2 protein-coding genes are annotated in these 3,013 nt (G+C 70.3%); both read left to right on the top strand.

What is annotated here, in order from left to right:
• The first annotated feature begins 163 nt into the window (after positions 1–163).
• Complete coding sequence (locus ACT4N7_RS27945; protein ID WP_444831862.1) at positions 164–1,357, top strand: dTDP-4-dehydro-6-deoxyglucose aminotransferase; 1,194 nt, start codon at positions 164–166, stop codon at positions 1,355–1,357.
• A 36-nt stretch (positions 1,358–1,393) separates the two neighbouring features.
• Positions 1,394–2,842, top strand: coding sequence for a dTDP-4-amino-4,6-dideoxy-D-glucose ammonia-lyase (desII, locus tag ACT4N7_RS27940; RefSeq protein ID WP_444831861.1), 1,449 nt, complete (start codon positions 1,394–1,396; stop codon positions 2,840–2,842).
• The last annotated feature ends 171 nt before the right edge of the window (positions 2,843–3,013 follow it).

The following is a 3,013-nucleotide window of genomic DNA, read 5'->3' as shown; positions in this document are numbered from 1 at the left end:
GGGGAGACGGAGATCGACCCGGAGTTGGCGGTGCGGTCGACGTGGGTGGTGGTCAAGCGTGAGGGTGAGTGGCTGTTGGCCGGGTATCAGAACAGTCCCCGCGGCGCGGGCGCCACGCTGCGCTGGTAACCGACCACAAAGGACTCAAGAGGGGTGGACGGCAGTGAAGCGCGACCTCGGTGACCTCGCTCTGTTCGGCGGCCGTGCGGCGCTGCTGCACCCGCTGAACACCAACCGGCCCAACAAGTTCGACCGCGCCCGGCTGTTCGAGCGGCTGAACTGGGCGCTGGACAACCAATGGCTCTCCAACGGCGGACCGCTGGTCCTGGAGTTCGAGGACCGCGTCGCCGAGCTGGCAGGCGTGCGCAACTGCGTGTCGACCTGCAACGCCACGGTGGCTTTGCAGTTGCTCGTGCGGGCTGCGGACCTGACCGGCGAGGTGATCATGCCGTCGCTGACCTTCGCCGCGACCGCGCACGCCGTGCGCTGGCTCGGCCTGGAACCGGTCTTCGTCGACATCGACCCCGGCACCGGGTGTGTCGACCCCGCGCTCGTCGGCGCGGCCATCACCGCGCGGACCTCGGCGATCTTCGGGGTGCACCTGTGGGGTCGGCCCTGCGCGGTGGACGAGCTGGAGAAGACCGCCGCCGACCACGGCATCCCCGTGTTCTTCGACGCCGCGCACGCCATCGGGTGCACCACCGAGGGCCGCCCGATCGGCGGCTTCGGCGCGGCGGAGGTGTTCAGTTTCCACGCCACCAAGGTGACCAGCGCCTTCGAGGGCGGCGCGATCGTCACCGACGACGACGAGTTCGCCGACCGGTTGCGCGCGCTGCACAACTTCGGCAAGGGCCTCAAGGGAATCAGCGAGGCGGGCGGCACCAACGGCAAGATGAGCGAGGCGGCCGCGGCCATGGGCCTGACCTCCCTCGACGCGTTCGACGACTCCGTGCGGGCCAACCGGGCCAACTACGACGCCTACCGCGCCGAACTCGCCGACATCGACGGAATCGCCTTCTTCACCCACGATCCCCGCGAGGACAACAACTACCAGTACGTGATCATGGAGCTGGACGAGGACACGGCCGGGCTCAGCCGGGACCTGCTGCTGGCCGTGCTGCGCGCCGAGAACGTGATCGCGCTGACCCCGATCGGCTCGCCCGCGTGCCACCAGTTGGAGCCCTACCGGTCCGGGCCGCCCGTGCGCCTGCCGCACACCGAGCGGCTCGTCTCCCGCGTCATCGCGCTGCCGAGCGGGTCGACGGTGTCCCGCGAGGAGATCCGCCGGGTGTGCGCCATCATCCGCTTCGCGGTCTCCCGCGGCGCCGACGTGACCGCCCGACACCGGCAGGCATAGCCAGCCGAGTGTCCTACCCGGACGGAAGGACGCCCGATGACCGAGCTCGCCATCCCCGTGCAGGACGACGTGATCCGTACCTGCGCGGCACCGCACGCGGACGTGCGGACGGCGGCCGCGGCGCTGCGGCACGTGCTGGCGCCGATCTGTCCCACCGCCGCGGCCGACGCGGACAACCTGGTGCGCCTCGCGCGCCGCTACGGCACCAGCCCGTTCACCCCCCTGGAGCAGGCCCGCCGGGAACTCGACGTCGATCGGACCACGTTCGCCCGGCTGCTGGACATCTTCGGCCGGGTGCCGGACCTGCGGGCCGCGGTGGTCGACGGGCCCGCGGGCAAGTACTGGTCGAACACCGTGCTTCCCATGGAGCGCAAGGGAGTCATCGACAACGTCCTGGGCGCCAAGACCGTCTACCCGCACATCGTCGCGCTCTACCCCGGGCCGACGTGCATGTTCCGCTGCCACTTCTGCGTCCGGGTGACCGGCGCGCGCTACGAGCAGTCCGCGCTCACCGACGGCAACGACATGTTCGCCTCGGTCATCGACGAGATGCCCACGGACAACCCGTTCGCGATGTACGTCTCCGGCGGGCTGGAGCCGCTCACCAACCCCGCGCTGGGCACACTGGTCAGCCGCGCGGCCGCCCGCGGGTTCAAGTTCATCGTCTACACCAACTCGTTCGCCCTCACCGAACAGGCGCTGCGGCGCCAGCCCGGCCTGTGGGACCTCTACGCCGTGCGCACCTCCATGTACGGCCTCGACGACGAGGAATACGAGGCCACCACGGGAAAGCGCGCGGCGTTCGGCCGGGTGCGGGCGAACCTGCTGCGGTTCCAGCAGTTGCGCGCCGAGCGCGGCGAGCCGGTGCGCCTGGGGCTGAGCTACATCGTGCTGCCCGGCCGGGCCAAGCGGCTGCTCGACCTGGCCGACTTCATCGCCGAGCTGAACGACGCGGCCCCGCACCGCCCGGTCGACTTCCTCAACGTGCGCGAGGACTACAGCGGCAGGCCCGACGGCAAGCTGTCCGCCGCCGAACGCGCCGAACTCCAGGAGGCACTGGGCAGCTTCGCCGAGCGGGTCGCGACCCGAACGCCCACTTTGGACGTGGACTACGGATACGCCCTGCAGAGCCTGAGAACCGGCTTCGAGGCCGAACTCATCAGGATCAAGCCCGACACCATGCGCCCCACGGCGCACATCCAGGCGGGCGTGCAGATCGACGTCCTCGGCGACGTGTACCTGTACCGGGAGGCGGGTTTCCCGGGCCTCGCGGGCGCCGACCGCTACATCGCGGGCCGGGTCGACCGCGACACCAGCCTGGCCCAGGTGGTGGAGCGGTTCGTCACCAGCGGCGCCCAGGTGGCGCCCGCCCCCGGCGACGAATACTTCATGGACGGGTTCGACCAGGTGCTCACCGCCCGGCTCAACCAGCTCGAAGCCGACATCGCCGCGGGCTGGCACCACGCCCGAGGGTTCCTTCGGTAGTCGCTTTCCTTGTCAGACAACAAAAGTGGCGGGTCACCCCAGGTGGCCCGCCATTTTTCTTTTACCGCAAAGACAAATCGGGCGAGCCCGGGCCTGGCACGCCCGATTTTTGTGCCAGGGGGGCTAACCCGCGCGCGTGATCAGTTCCACCCCGGCCGCCAAGCGGGCCCC

Origin of the sequence: Actinokineospora sp., assembly GCF_052390155.1 — a bacterium.
Classification (GTDB): domain Bacteria; phylum Actinomycetota; class Actinomycetes; order Mycobacteriales; family Pseudonocardiaceae; genus Actinokineospora.
The sequence above is the reverse complement of the archived record's forward strand: the minus strand, read 5'-3'. Positions and strand labels throughout refer to the sequence as shown.